This window comes from Pantoea sp. SM3, from assembly GCF_000963995.1.
Classification (GTDB): Bacteria; Pseudomonadota; Gammaproteobacteria; order Enterobacterales; family Enterobacteriaceae; genus Pantoea; species Pantoea rwandensis_B.
This window is the reverse complement of sequence record NZ_JZRD01000008.1, coordinates 38,407-56,730: the sequence shown is the minus strand read 5'-3', so window position 1 is coordinate 56,730 and position 18,324 is coordinate 38,407. Positions and strand designations below refer to the sequence as shown.

The window sequence follows — 18,324 nt, the reverse complement described above, 5'->3', positions numbered from 1 at the left end:
AGATTTCTATTCAACGGCGTGACGCTTGAGTCGACAAGCGAATTGTTGTCATAATAGCCATGATTAAAAATCATAGCTTGAGGTCATTATGTCCCGCTCTGCACTACCGCTAAATGCCATCCATGCATTTCTGGTCACTGCACGTCATCTCAATCTGACGCGCGCGGCCAGTGAGTTGTGCATTACGCAGGGGGCGGTGAGCCGTAAAATCGCTACGCTGGAAAGCTGGCTGGGATTTCCGTTGTTTGCCCGTCATGCGCGCGGTCTGCATCTCACCGAACAAGGGGCGGCATTGTTGCCCGAACTGCAGCAAGGTTACGCCATGCTGGTGAACGCGACAGAGAAAGCCAGCCGCAGCAATGCCTCGATTCGTTTGAAAGCACCGACCTGTGCCATGCGCTGGCTGGTGCCGCGTTTGGTGGCACTGGAGCAACAGCGGCCAGAAATCCACGTGGCGCTCACCACCACGCTGGATCACGCTTCACAGTTGGAAAATTTTGATGCGGCAATTGTGTTTGGCACGCCCCCTACCGGTTCTATTCGTTTATTTGATGAGCGATTGACGCCGGTTTTGGGCAGTAACGTCACGCCGCCCGTGAGCATCAGCGATTTGGCGAAGTTTACTTTTTTGCATCCCACCAATGATGCTCGCGACTGGCAAATGTGGCTGGCGGACCAGGCGGCGAAGGTGCCGATGGCACGCAATCAGCACTTTGCCACTATGGATCTTGCCATCAGCGCGGCGATTCAGGGCTTTGGTGCCACGGTGGCGGATGTGACACTGGTGCAAAATGATTTGGCGAATGGTCGCTTGATTGCCCCGTTTGCCAACAGCGTGGCCACCGGGGCAGCGTACAGCCTTTTACAGTGTGCAGAACAGGATGCGCCACCGTTCCTGCCGGATCTGGTGGCGTGGTTGTGTCAGCCTCAGAATGAAACCCACTCATCGGCGCTGGCCGACTTCGATTGAGCGACTGGCGTACTGGTTAGCAGCGGCCGGCGCAGAACGGTGCTGGCTGGCGCGGCCTGAGCTTTGCCTGACGGCGCACTGTCCGACAGACGGAATTTCGCGACAGAAGCCTGCAACTCTTCCGTTTGACGCTCCAGCGCACTGGCCGCCGCAGAAACCTGCTCCACCAGCGAGGCGTTTTGCTGGGTCACGCTGTCCATTTCCGTGACGGCGGTGCCGACCTGCGAAATGCCCTTGCTCTGCTCTTCGGAAGCGGCCGCGATATGCTTCATGATCTCATTCACATCCTGTACCGACTTCAGAATATCGTTCATGGTGCTGCCCGCGCTGCTGACCAACGCTGAGCCTTTATCAACACGCTGGACGGAATCTTCAATCAGCGTGGCGATCTCTTTCGCCGCACCCGCACTGCGCTGTGCCAGATTACGCACTTCACTGGCCACTACCGCGAAACCACGACCTTGTTCGCCCGCACGCGCAGCTTCAACGGCGGCGTTAAGGGCCAGGATATTGGTCTGGAAAGCAATGCTGTTGATCACGTTGGTGATCTCAGCGATTTTCTTCGAACTGCCGGAAATGCCCTGCATGGTGGTCACCACTTCCCCCACCAGACGGCCGCCCTGCTGTGCGGTGCCGGTGGCCGTTTCTGCCAGCGAGCTGGCCTGACGGGCGTTGTCGGCGTTGAATTTCACCGTTGCCGTGAGCTGCTCCATGCTGGCTGCCGTTTGCTCCAGCGCGGCCGCTTGCTCTTCGGTGCGTGAGGAGAGATCGTTATTACCGGATGAAATTTCTGCCGCCCCGCGATAGATATTCTCTGTTCCACTACGAATGGCGCTCACTGCTTCACGCAGGCTGTCCTGCATCGCACGCAACAGCGGCACCAGTTTGCCGACGCAGTTGCGACCAAAATCCTCTACTGGCTGGCTGAGATCGCCCTGCGCAATCACCGCGAAATGGTTGCGCACGCGCTCCAGCGGTTTCACCAGCATCGCCACCAGATAACGGTCGGTGAACAACAGAATGACAAGGCCGAACACCACGGCAACCAGAATAATCACCTTGGTAATATTGGTGAGTTTATCGACGGTGACACGGGTTTCATCCAGCTTAATACCTGCGGCTTTGTTGAACGCCTCCGCGCTGGTGCCAAAGGCGCGGCTCAGGGCGGGCGTCACGTTATTGGCCTGTGTGCGGTAAGCTTCAACGGTGCTCTGCTGTGCCAGCGACACCTGCGGCGCAATCCCCTCATCCAGCAATTTCTGCCAGCTGGCGATAACGCTGTTAACCGTTTCACTGTCCATCGGGCCGGGTGCCATCGCTTTGAATTGCGCCAGCTGCGCTTTCATACTCTCCAGCGCCTGTTGCACCGGTGCGAATGCCTCCGCGCTCACTGCCGCGCCCGATGCACGCCCTTCCATCACGCGGGATAGACGCGTCACCACACGAAAATATTGATCGTTGCCTTTACTCAGTACCGTCATCTGATTAACCAGCTCACGGTCTATCTCATTCCCTTCGCCGAGGGCATTGAGCGAATGCACGCTAAATAATCCGACACCGCACCACAGCAGGCAAAACAGCCCGAGAATAGTCAGCATGACGGCGCGAATAGTGAAGTTTTTTAAGATTCCCATACATAATCCCTTGGTGTGAAACGCGTAGGAGGCCCGATAAAATCGGGCATATTGCGTTTATCGGCAGTGGATTGGGAAAATGTAACGGTTTAATAAGCTAATTAATTGCTGTCTGCTTAAGATGAATGGCTGCCATTGTTATGATTAATCAATAAGTTAACGCGTCATTTGCCTTAAGGATTCATTTGCGCAATTTCACTATTAGCCTGCTCATCAAAGCTTAACGTGGCTGCGCATCATCAGACGGAACAAACGCAGACGCCCACGCATAAAACGCGACTTCAACACCGCTTGCGGTTTACCCTGATCACCGAGGGCGAGTGTCAGATCTTCACGGGGACGCCACACCGGCCAGTCGATTTGGCCCTGCAACTGATAGCTAAACTCACTGGCATCCCGGGCGAAAGTCACCCAATAGGTACTGACCATATCGGCAAAGCGCTTATCTGCGGCAGTGTAATCCCGCTCAGGCAGCGGTTTAAGCGAGGTCAGCGTGTTGAATACATAGGGGATTTCGTTGCCGTGCCAGGTGCCATGTGGATAGAGGTCGCGGGCATTCTCTGACACATAGTCGAACCAGTATCGCCAGGCAGGCATGCCAATACTGTGTTGAGACTGCGCCACCAGTAACGGGATCACGGTAAACGCCATGTCTCGCGCCACTGACCGGCCCAGTAAGGTATCGTCGTGAATATCGTATAGCCATTTCATCAGGCCATAGCTCAGGCGATTTTTGCGACGAATTTGCTGTAACACCGTTGCAGGATCCACACCAAAATAATCCAGTACGCTGGCTTCATCGCTGTTACTTCCCACCATCAACGGCACCCGATGCTGTTTACCGGCCATAAAGGTTTCGAGCATCGGCCTGGGGAGCACCGCATCACCGCTGATTGCCACCGGACCTAATCCCAGTGGACGTTGCAGCGGCCAGAATTGATCGGCAGGTAACTGACGAAGCTGTTCAGCAGAGGCGTGAGCCGGCAGGCCAAAATGCGCGGCAACCTGTTTACCGATTTGTTGCGCCCTCCTGCGCGGCACATCCGGCAAGCTGTATGCACTCTGGACAATGCCTTTGTGGAACAGCCCTTCAGCCAGCGGAGAACAGCACAAAGACAACACGCTGCGCGCACCCGATGATTCACCAAACAGCGTGATATTGTGGCGATCGCCGCCAAAGGCAGGAATATTGCGTTGAACCCATTGCAGCGCAGCGATTTGATCCAGCAAGGCAAAGTTATTTACCACCGCTTCTTGCGGGTATTCAGCATCCAGCGCCGGATGCGCGAAAAAGCCAAAGTGGCCAAGTCGATAATTGAGCGTGACCACGACGACGCCCTGCGCGGCTAAGGCTTTGCCACGATAGGGATCAAGACTACCTGCGCCGATGGTAAAGCCCCCGCCGTGCAGCCACACCATCACCGGCAAGGGACGGGAGGGCTCAACGTCTGGCGTCCAGATATTCAGGTACAGACAATCCTCATTGAACCGACCCGGATCGCCGCCACCCACTGCCATGCAATAATCCCGGTTTTGCCAACTGGCATCCCCCCATTGCGTGGCTTCACGTACTTCTTGCCAGGGCGCAACCGGCTGTGGCGGACGCCAGCGCAATGCGCCCACGGGCGGTGCGGCGTAAGGTACTCCCTTGAAGACAAAAAGATCATCGTCAATCAGGCCTCTGAGCTCACCCTCTGCGGTCATGATCCTCAGACGTCGTTCATTTTTCATCTCGGGTTCCCAGATCAAGCTTGGTTCCATTATTTGCAGGCCTTGAGCGAATGTCCATGTTCTGAAAGCATTTGCAGATTAAGCCGAATATGCTTTCGATCCATTGAACATTTCCATCAAATTTTTTGGCTAACCCTGGCATGGCGAATTGCTTTAAGGTTACAAGTTAACCTGGCGAGACGGAGAAGCGCGATGTTTGGTGGTATCAACCAGATGTTCAATCGGATGAGCGATCACCCGGACTTCGGTAAACTGCTGTTACGTCTGACGTTTGGCGGCCTGCTGCTGTTTCATGGCGAATTCAAAGTGATGCATGGCGTCGACTGGATCGCCCATCTGCTGGCCGTTAAAGGTATGCCAGGTTTCATCGCTTACGGTGCTTACATCGGGGAAATAGTGGCACCTGTTATGGTGATCATCGGTTTAATGACGCGCCCTGCGGCCTTCATTATTGCGGTGAACATGGTTGTTGCGACCTTGCTGGTAAAAATGGGCGCAGTCTGGCATCGCACAGATGTTGGCGCCTGGTCTCTGGAAACAGAGGCTCTTTATCTGCTGGGCGCACTCGCCATCATGTTTTTGGGTGCCGGGAAGTACACGCTGGTGCGTGATTCGCGCTTGCAATAAAAATCAAAAGAAATGAAGCCGGTCTGCTGAAGTGGTGATGCCACTTCACAGACCGGTTTTCTTATACCGCTAACAGATACCGCAACGTGCCAGGCTGCGCTGCTGCATCTGCTGATACAACGCCATCTCATCCTGCACCGCTGCGCCTAACGCGGCTTCAAAATCCGCCCTGCTGGCATTGCCCGCGCTGCGTGCGTGCGTTTCGTCGCCCAAATTAGACTGGAATATCCCCGCTGCACTCACTGGCAGGAAATCTTCATACACAATCGGTTCTGCCTGCACCCGTCCCTCAGCGAGAAGTTGGGCCAGGGTTTCCCCCATTTGCGGGGGATGCTGGATGCCCTTAGCGGTCAAACGATAGCGGAACCACGCCAGTTCCTGTTCACGCAAGGCTTCTTCATCATCAGGGAAATCACGAAACACTGCGCTCAGATGCTGTTGATGATGCTGGTTATCGCTGCCGGTGCCTGCTTCCGCCAACAGACGGTCGTACAGTGTACGTCCTTTGGGGGTCAGTGCCGCGCCGCGCTGCTCAATCTCGCCAAAGCGCGCAGTATGGGTGCCGGGAGTGCCGTCATTAAAATGCACTGCCTCTTCCAGCGCTTTAAAGCTGGTTTGACGTAACAGGATCGGCACCTCGCGCCGTGGTGGCCCCTCAATAAGGGTTTTGGGATCGATGCCGCGCGAGGGCATCAAGGTTTGCACGCAATCGATATCCAGCGTGCGCGGCGTCAGATGGTTGATGTGGCACCCCTGGAAGCACACCACATCGGCGATCAATCGATGTTGCTGACTCAGTGCGCGGTAGGTCACGCTGTCCACGGTGGTGTGGGCATGCCAGCGGAAGGTTTCCAGCGCCTCTTTGACAAAGCGCGCCGCGTCCGCAGCGTTTAAACCGCCCTGTTGTTGATGTTGAGCGATCAATGCGCGACAACCCGGGGTGAAAATATCGCGCGCGGCCAAAATAGTTGCGGCTTTTTCCCTTAGCGCGGCGTCATCAATCAGTTCCAGCCGTAACAGAGAGGTAAACACGCGGAATGGATTGCGGCGCAATGCGCTGTTGGTGACCGGACGGAACGCGGTGGAGTGAACCGGCACCCCCGCTTGCGAGAGATCGTAATATCCCACCGGTTCCATCCCCATCACCGCAAACATCTGACGCAGTGTGCTGAGTTCTTCTGCCGTTCCCACGCGAATTGCACCGTGACGTTCCACACTGAGTCGGTCCAGTTCATCGGCGGCGGCGAGACGGTTTTTTAAAGCGGGTTGTGCTTCCAGCGTACGTTCATTCACGGCCGTGACCAGTTGCGTCAGGGTGCCATATTGCGGCACTTCCTGTTGATACATACTGGACATCGCTTGCGAGAACAGCGTGCGAATCGCATCGCTGGTGAGAAAGTTTTCCATGGTCATCACCTCGGCGTTAAGGGTTGTTGCTAATGTAGATCAACCCTTTATCACCGTGGAGGAATTTCGTGGAACTGTGATCGCCCTGTCACTCAGCCCGGTCTGACGGGTCACCAAAGCGGCATTTGAGGGCCAGCATGATCGTGGTGAGCATCGCTGGAATCGCCAGCAACAGGAAGATTTGGCTGAACGACCACCCGAGCGAAAGGAGTTCTGCGCCGACAAAAGCACTCATAATCGCGCCGACGCGACCCACACCGTGCATCCAACTGGAACCGGTCGCACGCGCGTGCGTAGGGTAATAGCTGGCCGACAGCGCATTCATGCCGGTGTTGGCGCCGTTAAAGCAGAAGCCGCTAAAGAAGGCGATGGCACTCATTAATCCCACTTCCGCCGGAGAGAAGCCGAGCGCGACAATCGCAATACCGCCACAGAAGTAAATCACCGCCAGCGCGATATTGGCATTGATGCGATCCATCAGCCAGCCAGCAAACAGCGAACCTACCGTGCCGCCCGCCTGGTACATCGCCGTAACGATGGCGGCTTCCGTCACCGACATTCCCAACGTGTTGATCAGCGAGGGCATCCAGCTGCCAATCAGATAGACGAGGAACAGCCCCATAAAGTAGCCGCCCCATAACATCAGGCTGCCGAAGAGATAGCGCCGCGACACCACCGTCGCCACTGCGCCACGCCGCACGACAACCTGTTCAGTGGACTGGTAATGGCTGTTCGGCTCAACGACGCCAGGCAGCATGCGATCCAAAATGGCATGAATACGTGCAGCAGGTGCGCGACGGCTAATCAGGAAGCGCACGGATTCCGGTAAGCCACGCAGCAGGAAAGGCAACACAATCAGCGGCAAGACGCCCCCCATCAACATCACGGAGTGCCAGTCATAGCGAGGCAACAGCCAGGAAGCCGCAAATCCGCCTGATGCGGCACCAAAGGTGAAACCGCAGAACACCACGGTGATAATGAAGGAACGTCGACGCTCCGGTGCATATTCTGCTACCAGCGTGCCAACGTTTGGCATGGCGGCACCGAGGCCAAGGCCGGTGAGAAAACGGAATAACATCATTTGATCGATGTTTTGCGCCATGGCGGTTGCCAGCGTCCACAAGCCAAAAAAGCCCACGCTGAGCAGTATCATCACACGCCGCCCGTAGCGATCGGCCAATGGCCCCGCCACCATGGCACCTAAGGCCAGGCCAATCAGCGCGGCGCTGATCACCATGCCAAGCTGATGATTAGTGACGCCCCAACTGGCTTTCAATGTCGGAGCGATAAAGCCCATCAGCGCGATGTCCATGCCATCCAACGCAACAACGATGAAGCACAGCGCAATCAGGCGTTTTTGCCAACGGCTAAGCGCACTCTGATTAATCAGCTGGCGAACATCTACGGCTTCAACGGTGGTCACGGATCAACTCCTGCACATTCATCGTTTAATCATCAGTTTTGGTAAAAAAAACGGCGCTAATGATAGCTCATCGTTAACAATAACGGGCAGGATTTTTAGGTGTAAGTGAGAATTATTCAAATTATGCGAGATTAAGCGCTTGATATTGCAATAGGTGATAATTTTGCACTGACGCTGATTTTTACTAATTCTATTTAAAACATCAGGTTAGCAATTTCAGGGGTTTTGTTAATATAATTTTGCAGTGAAGTTAACATAATTCCAGTTTTCCCATTGCCGCCATCAGGTAAAAGTCATTATGTTTGAGGCTATGGACAAAAATTCCCTTTTCAATCAGCGCATTCGCTTGCGCCATTTACACACCTTTGTTGCGGTTGCGCAGCAAGGCACGCTGGGGCGCGCGGCAGAGACACTCAATCTCAGCCAGCCTGCGCTCTCAAAAACCCTGAATGAGCTGGAAGAACTGGCTGGTGCGCGTCTGTTTGAACGTGGCCGTCTCGGTGCCCAGTTAACGACGCTCGGCGAGCAATTTCTGGTCCATGCGGTGAAAGTGCTGGATGCACTTAACCATGCGGGACAAAGCTTTAACGCCCCACAACCAGGCCGACCGGTCGTGATTCGCCTCGGCGCGCTCACCACCGCGGCAATGGGCATGCTGCCACAGATTCTCGATCGCTTTCATGAGCAACAGCCGAACACCACGGTACAAGTGGCGACATTACACAATAATGTTCTGCTGGCTGGGTTGCGCGCGGGTGAGTTTGATATTGGCATTGGGCGCATGGCCGACAGCGAAATGATGGCGGGTCTGAGTTATGAATTGCTATTCCTTGAGTCGCTTAAACTGGTAGTTCGTCCGGAACACCCGCTTCTCAGTGACAACGTCACGTTATCCCGTGCGATGCAGTGGCCGGTTGTGATATCGCCGGAGGGCACTGCCCCGCGCCGTATCGCTCAACATATGCTGGACGAGCAAGGTTGTGCGCTTCCCGCTAATTGTGTTGAAACCTCATCCACTTCGCTGGCGCGTCAGCTGGCCCTGCGTTATGACTATGTGTGGTTTGTCCCTTCGGGCGCCATCAAGGAAGATCTTAGCCACAATGCCGTGATTGCCCTGCCGATTAACTCTCCAGGACCGGGAGAGCCGGTGGGGATTATCACCCGCAGCGGCAGTCATCTCAGCCTGAGTGCCGAAGTGTTGCTGGCGACCATTCGCAAATTTCACACCTGATTAGCGACTGCGTTTGGCGTGGCGCTCTCGATTATCCAGCCGCGCCTGATCCGTTTTTCTTAAACTGACATACAACGCCCCGGCACCCCCGTGCTGGGGCTGCGCCACGCAAAAGCTTTGCACCTCGTCAAACTGCGTCAGCCAGCGTGCCAGATAACTGCGTACGATATTGGCATGCGCTTCATCATCACGGCCTTTGCCGTGGATAATCAGCAAATTGCGGAGCCCCTGCTTGCGTGCCTGCAGCATGAAACTGAACAATGACTTTCGACAGGTTTCTACCGGCTGACGTAGCAGGTTCAGGCTGGCGTCCAGGGAATATTTCCCCAGCCGCAACTTATCCAGCACACCTTGTTGAATGCCTTCTGTTTTGTATTCCAGCGGCGTCGTCAGCGGGATGATGTCAAGGAAGCCCCGCGTGAGGAAATTTTCCTGTTCGTCATCGGCTTGCGTCGGGCGCGGCGCTTTGGTTGAAGGGGAACGCAACCATTGGGTATTGGCACAATCTTTCAGTGGCGTCACATCGCCCATGGCATCCCGGAAAAGGTCTTCATCGTCTAGGTTCATGGAGTTTTCTCACGCCTGGTGGTTTGCTGAGCGCAAGTTGCCGCTCAAAAACAAAATAGTAGCAAAGGATTTTTGGCATCACATCTGTCACTTTTTGCGCTGAGACAAGTTGTGACCAGATGTAAATATGGCAACAAAACGTTCCAGGTCAAAAAATAATGTCAGGCAAACCTTGCGCAAACTCAGGTATACCCTACGTTAGTGGGGGTTTAAGGGGAATTACTGCTCGGATGAGTTCCCTTAACGCGTAAAAATGTTAAAATTGACGGCAGTCAATAATCATCGAGCGTACCTATATGATCCCGGAAAAACGCAGCATTCGACGTATTCAGTCTGGCGGTTGTGCCATTCACTGTCAGGATTGCAGTATCAGCCAGTTGTGTATCCCTTTCACACTGAACGAGCATGAGCTGGATCAGCTGGACAATATCATTGAGCGCAAAAAGCCGATTCAGAAAGGTCAGACGTTGTTCAAAGCCGGTGATGAACTGAAATCGCTTTACGCTATCCGCTCCGGCACCATCAAAAGCTATACCATCACTGAACAGGGTGACGAGCAAATCACCGGTTTCCATCTGGCTGGGGATTTAGTGGGCTTTGATGCGATTGTCGGCGCGCACCACCCCAGTTTTGCTCAGGCGCTGGAAACGGCAATGGTGTGTGAAATTCCTTTCGAAACCCTTGACGATCTTTCCGGTAAAATGCCGGCACTGCGTCAGCAGATGATGCGTCTGATGAGCGGTGAGATTAAAGGCGACCAGGACATGATCCTGCTGCTCTCGAAGAAAAACGCGGAAGAGCGTCTGGCGGCCTTTGTCTGGAATCTGTCCCGCCGCTTTGGTCAACGTGGCTTTTCTCAACGCGAGTTCCGCCTGACCATGACGCGTGGTGACATTGGTAACTACCTGGGACTAACCGTAGAAACCATCAGCCGTCTGCTGGGTCGCTTCCAGAAAAGTGGCATGCTGGCAGTAAAAGGCAAATATATCACCATCGAGAACCATGCGTTGCTGGCAGAACTGGCGGGTCAGACTGAACAAGCTGCGTGATTCTATGCCGGGTCGATAAATGTTAGTTTATTGATCCGGCAACAACTTTTCCCCTTCTGCCCCGCGCCAACTTAGGCTATCTTTAATCCAACTTGCTTTGGTTTGAGGAGATTGCCCTATGTCCCGGTACCAAAATATTCTGGTGGCGATTGACGCCCAGCAGGACGATCAACCCGCGTTACGTCGTGCGGTGTATCTGAATCAACGTATCGGCGGAAAAATCAAAGCTTTTCTGCCTATCTACGACTTCTCCTATGAAATGACCACCTTGTTGTCGCCTGATGAACGTTCCAACATGCGTAAAGGCGTCATCAGTCAGCGTACTGAATGGATTCGTCAACAGGCCCACGCCTATCTTGAGGCGGGTGTTGATATTGAAATTAAAGTGGTGTGGCATAATCGCCCTTATGAAGCGATCATCCAGGAAGTGATGGCGCACCAGCACGACCTGGTGTTGAAAATGGCCCACCAGCACGATCGCCTCGAAGCGGTGATTTTTACCCCAACTGACTGGCATCTGCTGCGTAAATGCCCCTGCCCGGTGTGGATGGTGAAAGATCAGCCATGGCCAGAGGGAGGCAGAGCCGTTGTGGCGGTCAATCTGGCCAGTGAAGAGCCCCATCACGATGAGTTAAACCAAAAGCTGATTCGTGAAACGGTGCTGCTGGCTGATATGGTCAATCATACTGAAGTGCACCTTGTCGGTGCTTATCCCATCACGCCAATCAATATCGCCATTGAACTCCCCGACTTTGACCCCAGCGTGTATAACGATGCGATTCGCGGACAACATCTGGTGGCGATGAAAGCGCTACGCCAGAAATTCTCCATCGGCGAAGAGCTTACGCATGTGGCAAAAGGCTTGCCGGAGGAAGTGATACCGGATATCGCCTCTCATCTGGAGGCGGGGATTGTGGTACTCGGCACCATCGGCCGCACTGGCCTTTCAGCCGCGTTCCTCGGGAATACCGCAGAGCAGGTTATCGATCATCTCCGTTGTGATTTACTGGCAATCAAACCTGACGATTTCAAATCGCCGATTGATTATGACGATGAAGAAGACGAAGACGATTAAAACAACAAAGGCGACCAGATGGTCGCCTTTTTAAATCGCAATACAGATTATAGCGCGCGCAAGATACCTTCTACACTCGCCTTCGCATCACCAAACAACATTTGCGTGTTGTCTTTGAAGAACAGCGGGTTCTGCACCCCGGCGTAACCGGTATTCATTGAACGTTTAAACACGATAACGTTCTGCGCTTTCCACACTTCCAGTACAGGCATACCCGCGATTGGGCTGCGCGGATCTTCCTGCGCCGCCGGGTTAACGGTGTCATTGGCACCGATCACCAGCACAGTATCGGTATCGCTGAAATCATCGTTAATCTCGTCCATTTCCAGCACCACGTCATACGGCACTTTGGCTTCAGCCAGCAACACGTTCATGTGGCCAGGCAGACGACCGGCAACCGGATGGATCCCGAAACGCACTTTGATGCCACGCGCACGCAGTTTCTCGGTGATTTCCGCCACCGGGTACTGCGCCTGCGCCACCGCCATGCCGTAGCCAGGCGTGATGATCACTGACGTTGAACCTTTCAGCAGTTCTGCAGTGTCTTCTGCCGTGATTTCACGGTGTTCACCCTCTTCTTCGCTTTCGCCACCGACACTCACATCGGTGCCAAAACCCCCCGCAATAACGCTAATGAACGAGCGGTTCATTGCCTTACACATAATGTAGGACAGAATCGCACCCGAAGAACCCACTAACGCACCGGTGACAATCAGCAGGTCATTGCTGAGCATAAAGCCCGCCGCCGCCGCTGCCCAACCGGAGTAAGAGTTCAGCATCGACACCACAACCGGCATATCCGCACCGCCAATGGAGGCGACCAGGTGCCAGCCGAAGACCAGAGCAATGACGGTCATCAGCAGTAAAGCAACCACTTGTGAACCGGTGCTATTCGTCTGCACAAACCACAGCATCAGCAGGAAAGAAACCACCAGCGCAGCCAGATTCATCTTATGTCGATGTGGCAGCATCAGCGCTTTAGAAGAGATCTTGCCGCGCAGTTTGCCAAACGCCACGATAGAACCGGTGAAGGTCACCGCACCGATAAAGATGCCAAGGAACACTTCCGTCAGATGGATATTTTCCATCACCGGCGCCAGACCGGGTGCATGATCGAGGTAGCTGTTGAAGCCCACCAGAACGGCAGCCAGACCCACGAAGCTGTGCAGAATTGCCACCAGCTCTGGCATTTCAGTCATCTCGACTTTCTTCGCCAGACGCACACCGATTGCGCCACCGATCACCATCGCCAACAGAATCCACGCCACGTTGCCGCTGTTGGGACCAAAGATGGTCGCCAGCAGCGCAATCGCCATGCCACTGACACCAAAGATGTTACCCTGCTTAGACGTCTCGTGTTTTGAGAGGCCGGCCAGGCTGCAAATAAACAGAATTGCGGCAACAATGTATGCTGCAGTCACTAATCCGCCAGACATGTTGTTACCCCTTAATTCTTACGAAACATTTTCAGCATGCGCTGGGTGACGGTGAATCCACCGAAGATATTGATGCTGGCAATCAGTACAGCGACGAAGGCAAGGAAAGTCACCCAACCGCCGTGGCCCATTTGCAGCACCGCACCCACCACAATAATGCCGGAGATGGCGTTAGTGACGGACATTAATGGCGTATGCAATGCATGGCTGACGTTCCACACCACGTAGTAACCGACGACGCAGGAGAGCGCGAAGACCGTAAAGTGGGACAGGAACTCAGGCGGTGCCACGTTGGCCAGACAGGCGAACAGCACCACAGCCAATGCCAGCAACAGATATTTGCGCCACGGTGAAACCGGTTTGGCTTCCACTTTTGCTTTTGGCTCAATGGCTGCCTGCGCGGCTTTCGGCGCCGCTGATACCTGAATCGGTGGTGCTGGCCAGGTGACTTCGCCTTCACGAATCACCGTGACGCCGCGCACGACGACGTCATCGAAGTCGACGGTGATTTCGCCGTTCTTCTCTTTGCACAGCAGTTTCAGCAGGTTGACCAGGTTAGTGCCATACAGCTGAGAAGATTGCGTTGGCAGACGGCTAGGCAGATCGGTATAACCGATGATCTTCACGCCGTTGCTGGTCAACGTCACTTGATCAGCTACCGTCAGATCACAGTTACCGCCGGTGGCTGCCGCCAGATCGACAATCACGCTACCCGGCTTCATGCTGGCAACCATTTCAGCGGTAATCAGCTTCGGTGCCGGTTTGCCTGGGATCAACGCGGTGGTCACGATGATATCGACTTCTTTCGCCTGCGCGGCAAACAGTTCCATCTCCGCCTTTATAAAGGCTTCTGACATCACTTTGGCATAGCCATCGCCACTGCCAGCTTCCTCTTCGAAATCCAGCTCAAGGAACTCGGCGCCCATACTCTGCACCTGTTCTTTCACTTCTGGACGCGTATCAAACGCACGCACAATCGCACCGAGACTGCCCGCTGCACCGATTGCCGCCAGACCTGCCACACCCGCGCCGATAATCATCACTTTCGCCGGTGGTACTTTACCGGCTGCGGTGATTTGCCCGGTAAAGAAACGGCCAAATTCATGCGCAGCTTCAACAATGGCACGGTAACCGGCGATGTTCGCCATGGAACTGAGTGCATCCAGTGCCTGGGCACGGGAAATACGGGGTACAGAATCCATCGCCATGACGGTGACGTTACGCGCGGCCAGTTTCTCCAGCAGCGCCGGATTTTGTGCTGGCCAGATAAAGCTCACTAAGGTGCTGCCCGCGCGTGTCAGTTCGATCTCCTGATCGTCTGGCGCATTCACTTTCAACACGATGTCAGACTGCCAGACACTTTCGGTGGTACTGACAGTGGCACCAGCGGCGATAAAGCTCTCATCGTCAAAACTTGCGCGAATACCAGCGCCCTGCTCGACCGTGACGCTGAATCCCAGCTTGATCAGTTGCTCAACGGTCTTTGGCGTTGCAGCAACGCGCGACTCATTGGCTAACCGCTCTTTGGGTATCCCAATTAACATACTGTTTCCTTTCAACAATTAAAGGATGAGGTTCTGTAAGTGGCACAAGCCCATAAGGCTGAAACAGCGTTTCAGCTTTTTATGAGCAAAATGCGCAATGTAACAAAGTCTTTATAACCTACTGAAAATGTGAAAAGTGATCCACAGCGATAACGCACACTTATGACATTCACACTAATATTCAGATGCAAAGATTGAATGCCACGTTTTGCCACTAGTTTTGCGACATAATAAAAAATATTCTGCTGCGCAAAATCGTGTCATGTCGAATTTAGTGTTTTTAAAAACCTTTATTTAACAATACCTTAACTATTATGATGCTATGTGTTACCAGAATAAGTGGTAAAGCGGTCAAAAAAAAGCCATAGCATAGGTAAATGACATGTCGATGAATAATTTGCGGAGATTGTCAATCTTATGCGCATAAATTGGCTGAGACAGGTTGATTATTACATGTAATAATCAGCGGCTAATCTGTTATACATCAAGAGTCCAGCACGTTTTCGTACTCATTTTGCGTAAGGCGAAGGATCATTTTTATGAAGCTGAAGAACACCATTCTGGCGACCACCTTGTTATCACTGTTGGCAGCAAATGCATTTGCCGCCAAAGAGTTGACGCCAGAACAAGCGGCCGCGTTGAAGCCATTCGAACGTATCAATATCAGCGGTCGTTTTAATGCCATTGGTGATGCCACTGATGCCATCTCAAAAGCAGCCGATGAAAAAGGCGCTGACTCCTTCTATGTGCAGGGCATCAATGACACCAACGGTAATGGTGGTAACTGGCGCGTAACAGCAGACCTGTATAAAGCCAATGCACCTAAAGCGGATGACACCACCCAATATCGCATGTTCAATGGTGTTAAAGAGCTGCCTAAAGCAGAAGCGTATCGTTTAGAGCCATTCGATACCGTCTCTGTCAGCGGTTTCTTCTCAAGCCAGCCAGACGTAAATGATGCCATCGCCAAACAGGCAAAAGACAAAGGTGCTGCATCCTTCTTTATTGTGCGTCAGGTTGATGCCAACAACGGCGGTAACCAATACATTACTGCTTATGTTTACAAAGCTGATGCGCCTGAGCGTAAGGTACAAAACGTCTCCGACTCCATCCCAGCAGATTCAGAAGCAGGTAAAGCGGCGCTGGCAGCTGGCGGTGCGGAAGCGAAAAAAGTGGCTATCCCGGGTGTTGCCTCTTCCGATACACCAAGCCGTAGCGTAGGTCGCTTCTTTGAAACGCAAAGCTCTACCGGGCAGCGTTACACGGTGAAACTGGCCGATGGTCGTAGTGTGCAGGAAGTTAACGCCATCACGGCCGCACAGATGCAGCCGTTTGATACGGTGACTTTCTCTGATCACTTCGGCACACCGACAGAAGTGTCTGAAGCCGTTGCCAAACGCGCTGCAGATAAAGGCGCGAAGTATTATCACATCACTCGTCAGTGGTCGAGCCAGAGCGGCGGTAACCTGACTGTGACTGCCGACCTGTTCAAGTAATAGTGATGCGGGGCGAGATGCGTCGCCCTGCTCATCTGTTTGCATAGTCTGTGCGCAGATCTGCATAATCCTGCATTGCCTTCCCTTTTCGCTCTACGTAAAATCCTTCGCCTGTTTTCAGGGTATTCCGTTTCAAAACCGGCCAATTGCCACGTTACACTCCAGCGGAATCGTCACTACCCAGCATACTCTGCTGTCCAGGAATGGTGTTTTGGATAAAAAATTAGGTCTGAGCGCGCTCACCGCGCTGGTACTCAGCTCCATGCTCGGTGCGGGTGTATTTAGCCTGCCGCAAAATATGGCTGCCGTCGCCGGTCCCGCTGCTCTGTTGATTGGCTGGCTGATCACCGGTGTCGGCATCCTGTTTCTCGCGCTGGCCATGCTGCTGCTGACGCGCTTAAAACCCGAACTGGACGGCGGGATTTTTACCTATGCACGCGCCGGATTTGGTGAGTTAGTCGGATTTTGTTCCGCATGGGGTTACTGGCTCTGTGCGGTCATCGCCAACGTTTCTTATCTGGTGATTGTCTTTTCGGCGCTGAGTTTCTTCACCGATTCGCCTGACCACTTGGTATTTGGCGATGGCAATACCTGGCAAGCGATGCTCGGTGCGTCGGTACTTTTATGGCTGGTGCACTGGTTGGTGTTACGAGGTGTGCAAACAGCTGCCAGCATCAATCTGCTCGCTACCCTGGGGAAACTGGTACCGCTGCTGCTGTTTGTGGTGTTGGCTTTGCTCGCATTTAACTACGATCGCTTCCACTTTGACTTCAGCGGCGTCGCGCTAGGCCAGCCACTATGGCAGCAAGTCAAGCAGACCATGTTGATTACCTTGTGGGTCTTCATTGGTGTAGAAGGCGCCGTGGTAGTCTCCGCGCGGGCACGTCATAAGAAAGATGTGGGACGCGCCACCATGCTGGCGGTTATTGCGGCACTGCTGGTTTACTTACTGGTGACCCTGCTTGCACTGGGCGTGGTGCCGCGTGCAGAGCTGGCGCAAATGCGAAATCCCTCCATGGCCGGCTTGATGCAGCATCTGTTGGGGCATTGGGGTAATACGGTGATTGCGGTGGGTCTGATTATTTCCGTGTGTGGCGCGTATTTGAGCTGGACAATTATGGCGGCAGAAGTCCCTTTTCTCGCTGCACAGCAAGGGGCTTTCCCCCGCAGCATTGCGCGACAGAATCGTCACAATTCGCCAGCCGCTTCGTTGTGGCTCACCAACGGCAGCGTGCAGGTTTGTCTGATCCTGATTGCGGTCACGGGCGCGGATTACAATACGCTGCTGACCATCGCGTCAGAGATGATTCTGGTGCCCTATCTGCTGGTGGGTCTGTATTTAATTAAAGTGGTTCGCGGACAAAAAAATCCGTTGGCGATGTCGGTCGGAGTCGGTGCCAGTGCTTATGGATTCTGGCTGCTTTATGCTTCAGGTCCGCTGCATCTGCTGCTGTCTGTGGTGCTGTACGCGCCGGGCTTACTGCTGTTCCTGTATGCGCGACGCGGCGGCCGTGGCAACAAAGTGCTGTCACAACTTGAGCGCATCGCGATTGGATTACTGATTGCGGCAGCACTGCCAGCGATGTGGCAGCTTACGCAGTAATTAGTGAGGTTGAACCGGGATTGAGACGCACAGCAGGTCATCCTGCTGTGTCAGATTCAGCGCTTTACGGTATTCCTGATGAATCGCGTCCAGCTGATCTTCTGACAACGGATAAGGCAGTTGGATGTCAAAACGGCTGATGTGCTGTTGTTCCGCGAGGGTAATCAGTCGTGCGATATTTATCTCGTCACTGACCTGCGTTGAAATGATTTGTAATGCTAATTCTTTCAAATGATCGTCACTTGCGGCTAAGCCGTGAGCGGACTTGCGCGTGACCATGCCAAAAATCGGCATCACGCCGTAAATAGCGTCAACGAAACTCCAGCGTTTTTTGCAGGAAGCAGAAAGAAAGTCGCTGTAATTGAAGCAGATGCGGTCACTGTATCCGGCTGAAGCCAGCTCTTTATCAGACACCCTCGCACTCCTCCTGGTTTTCGTTACGGTTCCGAACCTTGCGCTACAACGCGCCGCTAATAATGGCACATTTCACGGTAAACATACCAGTCAGCCAGGGATATTTCGTGCGATAGC

General features: G+C 53.7%; 15 protein-coding genes. 7 read left to right on the top strand and 8 right to left on the bottom strand.

The genetic code is table 11. The features are described from left to right. Positions 1 to 88 precede the first annotated feature (88 nt). Entirely contained in the window at positions 89 to 970 is an 882-nt protein-coding gene (locus VI01_RS04990) for a LysR substrate-binding domain-containing protein (protein WP_045814211.1), read from the top strand. Here the strand turns inward: VI01_RS04990 and VI01_RS04985 are convergent. Both VI01_RS04985 and VI01_RS04980 read right to left on the bottom strand, forming a co-directional pair. Further along, positions 928 to 2,604, bottom strand: a complete 1,677-nt coding sequence (locus VI01_RS04985) for a methyl-accepting chemotaxis protein (protein WP_045814210.1) — start codon at positions 2,602 to 2,604, stop codon at positions 928 to 930. The two genes, VI01_RS04990 and VI01_RS04985, sit on opposite strands and share 43 nt — an antisense overlap. 213 nt (positions 2,605 to 2,817) lie before the next feature. Next, entirely contained in the window at positions 2,818 to 4,335 is a 1,518-nt protein-coding gene (locus tag VI01_RS04980) for a carboxylesterase/lipase family protein (RefSeq protein WP_045814375.1), read from the bottom strand. 192 nt (positions 4,336 to 4,527) lie between these two features. Between VI01_RS04980 and VI01_RS04975 the strand changes: the two genes are divergently transcribed. Continuing rightward, complete coding sequence (locus tag VI01_RS04975; RefSeq protein ID WP_045814209.1) at positions 4,528 to 4,962, top strand: DoxX family protein; 435 nt, start codon at positions 4,528 to 4,530, stop codon at positions 4,960 to 4,962. Positions 4,963 to 5,031: 69 nt separating this feature from the next. Here the strand turns inward: VI01_RS04975 and VI01_RS04970 are convergent, their stop codons facing one another. Next, on the bottom strand, positions 5,032 to 6,369 hold the full coding sequence (locus VI01_RS04970) for a VOC family protein (RefSeq protein WP_045814208.1): 1,338 nt from the start codon (positions 6,367 to 6,369) through the stop codon (positions 5,032 to 5,034). Between the two features lie 88 nt (positions 6,370 to 6,457). After that, positions 6,458 to 7,792 (bottom strand): aromatic acid/H+ symport family MFS transporter, encoded by a 1,335-nt coding sequence (locus tag VI01_RS04965; protein ID WP_045814207.1) that lies wholly within the window; start codon positions 7,790 to 7,792, stop codon positions 6,458 to 6,460. Positions 7,793 to 8,102: 310 nt separating this feature from the next. Here VI01_RS04965 and VI01_RS04960 point away from each other — a divergent pair, with 310 nt between their 5' ends. Then, positions 8,103 to 9,023 carry a LysR substrate-binding domain-containing protein gene (locus tag VI01_RS04960; protein ID WP_034830936.1) on the top strand — a complete coding sequence of 307 codons (921 nt, stop codon included), beginning with the start codon at positions 8,103 to 8,105 and terminating at the stop codon, positions 9,021 to 9,023. Here VI01_RS04960 and smrA read toward each other — a convergent pair whose 3' ends face one another. Continuing rightward, a complete protein-coding gene (gene smrA, locus VI01_RS04955) occupies positions 9,024 to 9,590 on the bottom strand; it encodes a DNA endonuclease SmrA (protein ID WP_045814206.1) in 567 nt (188 codons plus the stop codon). Between the two features lie 296 nt (positions 9,591 to 9,886). Here smrA and VI01_RS04950 point away from each other — a divergent pair, with 296 nt between their 5' ends. After that, positions 9,887 to 10,639 carry an FNR family transcription factor gene (locus tag VI01_RS04950; RefSeq protein WP_034830913.1) on the top strand — a complete coding sequence of 251 codons (753 nt, stop codon included), beginning with the start codon at positions 9,887 to 9,889 and terminating at the stop codon, positions 10,637 to 10,639. A 118-nt stretch (positions 10,640 to 10,757) separates the two neighbouring features. Continuing rightward, positions 10,758 to 11,714, top strand: a complete 957-nt coding sequence (gene uspE, locus VI01_RS04945) for a universal stress protein UspE (RefSeq protein WP_045814205.1) — start codon at positions 10,758 to 10,760, stop codon at positions 11,712 to 11,714. Positions 11,715 to 11,761: 47 nt separating this feature from the next. Here the strand turns inward: uspE and pntB are convergent, their stop codons facing one another. Both pntB and pntA read right to left on the bottom strand, forming a co-directional pair. Beyond that, entirely contained in the window at positions 11,762 to 13,150 is a 1,389-nt protein-coding gene (gene pntB / locus VI01_RS04940; RefSeq protein WP_045814204.1) for a Re/Si-specific NAD(P)(+) transhydrogenase subunit beta, read from the bottom strand. 11 nt (positions 13,151 to 13,161) lie between these two features. Continuing rightward, complete coding sequence (gene pntA, locus VI01_RS04935) at positions 13,162 to 14,694, bottom strand: Re/Si-specific NAD(P)(+) transhydrogenase subunit alpha (protein ID WP_045814203.1); 1,533 nt, start codon at positions 14,692 to 14,694, stop codon at positions 13,162 to 13,164. Positions 14,695 to 15,233: 539 nt separating this feature from the next. On the opposite strand from pntA, the gene ydgH reads away from it, so the two are divergent. Continuing rightward, entirely contained in the window at positions 15,234 to 16,190 is a 957-nt protein-coding gene (gene ydgH / locus VI01_RS04930) for a DUF1471 family protein YdgH (RefSeq protein ID WP_045814202.1), read from the top strand. 211 nt (positions 16,191 to 16,401) lie between these two features. Continuing rightward, positions 16,402 to 17,793, top strand: coding sequence for a basic amino acid/polyamine antiporter (locus VI01_RS04925; protein WP_045814201.1), 1,392 nt, complete (start codon positions 16,402 to 16,404; stop codon positions 17,791 to 17,793). Here the strand turns inward: VI01_RS04925 and VI01_RS04920 are convergent, their stop codons facing one another. Next, positions 17,794 to 18,207: a hypothetical protein gene (locus VI01_RS04920; protein WP_038646835.1), complete on the bottom strand. Its 414-nt coding sequence runs from the start codon at positions 18,205 to 18,207 to the stop codon at positions 17,794 to 17,796. Between the last annotated feature and the right edge of the window lie 117 nt (positions 18,208 to 18,324).

Excerpts from the sequence above, each read along its gene's own strand:
- VI01_RS04985 (WP_045814210.1), bottom strand. The coding sequence starts at position 2,604 with ATGGGAATCTTAAAAAACTTCACTATTCGCGCCGTCATGCTGACTATT.
- uspE (WP_045814205.1), top strand. The coding sequence starts at position 10,758 with ATGTCCCGGTACCAAAATATTCTGGTGGCGATTGACGCCCAGCAGGAC.
- VI01_RS04950 (WP_034830913.1), top strand. The coding sequence starts at position 9,887 with ATGATCCCGGAAAAACGCAGCATTCGACGTATTCAGTCTGGCGGTTGT.
- pntA (WP_045814203.1), bottom strand. The coding sequence starts at position 14,694 with ATGTTAATTGGGATACCCAAAGAGCGGTTAGCCAATGAGTCGCGCGTT.
- pntB (WP_045814204.1), bottom strand. The coding sequence starts at position 13,150 with ATGTCTGGCGGATTAGTGACTGCAGCATACATTGTTGCCGCAATTCTG.
- VI01_RS04990 (WP_045814211.1), top strand. The coding sequence starts at position 89 with ATGTCCCGCTCTGCACTACCGCTAAATGCCATCCATGCATTTCTGGTC.
- VI01_RS04975 (WP_045814209.1), top strand. The coding sequence starts at position 4,528 with ATGTTTGGTGGTATCAACCAGATGTTCAATCGGATGAGCGATCACCCG.
- ydgH (WP_045814202.1), top strand. The coding sequence starts at position 15,234 with ATGAAGCTGAAGAACACCATTCTGGCGACCACCTTGTTATCACTGTTG.
- VI01_RS04960 (WP_034830936.1), top strand. The coding sequence starts at position 8,103 with ATGGACAAAAATTCCCTTTTCAATCAGCGCATTCGCTTGCGCCATTTA.
- VI01_RS04970 (WP_045814208.1), bottom strand. The coding sequence starts at position 6,369 with ATGGAAAACTTTCTCACCAGCGATGCGATTCGCACGCTGTTCTCGCAA.
- smrA (WP_045814206.1), bottom strand. The coding sequence starts at position 9,590 with ATGAACCTAGACGATGAAGACCTTTTCCGGGATGCCATGGGCGATGTG.
- VI01_RS04980 (WP_045814375.1), bottom strand. The coding sequence starts at position 4,335 with ATGAAAAATGAACGACGTCTGAGGATCATGACCGCAGAGGGTGAGCTC.